The 1,444-nt window shown below is 67.9% G+C and carries 1 protein-coding gene; it reads left to right on the top strand.

Translation table 11 applies throughout. The annotated features are described in order from the left end of the window. The coding region (locus CWM58_RS27835; protein ID WP_100682224.1) for a pyruvate carboxylase subunit B at window positions 1-1,444 on the top strand (1,444 nt) is incomplete at both ends.

Genomic DNA, 1,444 nt, shown 5'->3' with positions numbered 1-1,444 from the left:
TGGAGCGCGCCGTCAAAAACGGCATGGACGTCTTCCGCGTCTTCGACGCCATGAACGACCCGCGCAACATGCAGGCCGCCCTGCAGGCGGTCCGCCGCCACGGCGCCCACGCCCAGGGCACGCTTTCATACACCACCAGCCCGGCCCACACCCTGCAGACCTGGCTCGACCTCACCGAACAGCTGCTGGAGACCGGCGTTGATTCCGTCGCCATCAAGGACATGTCCGGCATTCTGACGCCGGGGGCCGCCTTTGAGCTGGTCAGCGAAATCAAGAAGCGCTACGACGTCACCCTGCACCTGCACTGTCATGCCACCACCGGGATGGCGGAGATGGCCCTGCTGAAGGCCATCGAAGCCGGGGTCGACGGCGTGGATACCGCCATCTCCTCAATGAGCGCCACCTACGGCCACCCGGCCACCGAGGCACTGGTGGCCACCCTCGCCGGCACGCCGTACGACACCGGGCTGGATATCCACAAGCTGGAGAGCATCGCGGCGTACTTCCGCGAGGTGCGTAAGAAGTACCACGCCTTCGAAGGCCAGCTGAAGGGTACCGACAGCCGCATCCTGGTGGCCCAGGTTCCGGGCGGGATGCTCACCAACCTGGAAAGTCAGCTGAAGCAGCAGAGCGCCGCCCACCGTCTGGATGAGGTGCTGGCGGAAATCCCCCGCGTGCGCGAGGACCTCGGCTTCATCCCGCTGGTCACTCCGACCTCGCAGATTGTCGGCACCCAGGCGGTGCTCAACGTCCTCACCGGCGAGCGCTACAAAACCATCGCGAAGGAGACCGCCGGTATCCTGAAGGGCGAGTACGGCCACACCCCGGCGCCGGTGAACGCCACCCTGCAGGCGCGGGTGCTCGAGGGCGCTGAAGCCATCACCTGCCGCCCGGCCGACCTGCTGAAGCCGGAGCTGGCGCAGCTGGAAGCCGACGTCAGACGCCAGGCGCAGGAGAAGGGCATCACCCTTGCCGAAAACGCCATCGACGACGTGCTCACCGTGGCCCTGTTCCCGCAGCCCGGCCTCAAGTTCCTCGAAAACCGCCACAACCCGGCAGCCTTTGAGCCCGAGCCGCAGGCGGAAGCCGCGCAGCCGCTGGCAAAAGCAGAAAAACCTGCCGCCTCCGGCGTCTACACCGTCGAAGTGGAAGGTAAAGCCTTTGTGGTCAAAGTCAGCGACGGCGGCGACGTCAGCCAGCTCAGCGCCGCGCCGGTGGCCGCTGCGCCTGCTGCCCCGGCTCCGGCCGGCGCCGGCACCCCGGTGACCGCCCCGCTGGCGGGCACTATCTGGAAGGTGCTGGCCGCGGAGGGCCAGGCGGTGGCCGAAGGCGAGGTGCTGCTGATTCTGGAAGCCATGAAGATGGAGACCGAAATCCGCGCCGCGCAGGCCGGGACCGTGCGCGGCATCGCGGTGAAAGCCGGCGACGCGGTGGCGGTCGGCGA

This window comes from Klebsiella sp. H-Nf2, assembly GCF_002806645.1.
In the GTDB taxonomy this organism is placed as follows: Bacteria; Pseudomonadota; Gammaproteobacteria; order Enterobacterales; family Enterobacteriaceae; genus Klebsiella; species Klebsiella variicola.
This window is presented reverse-complemented; position numbering and strand designations above follow the sequence as displayed.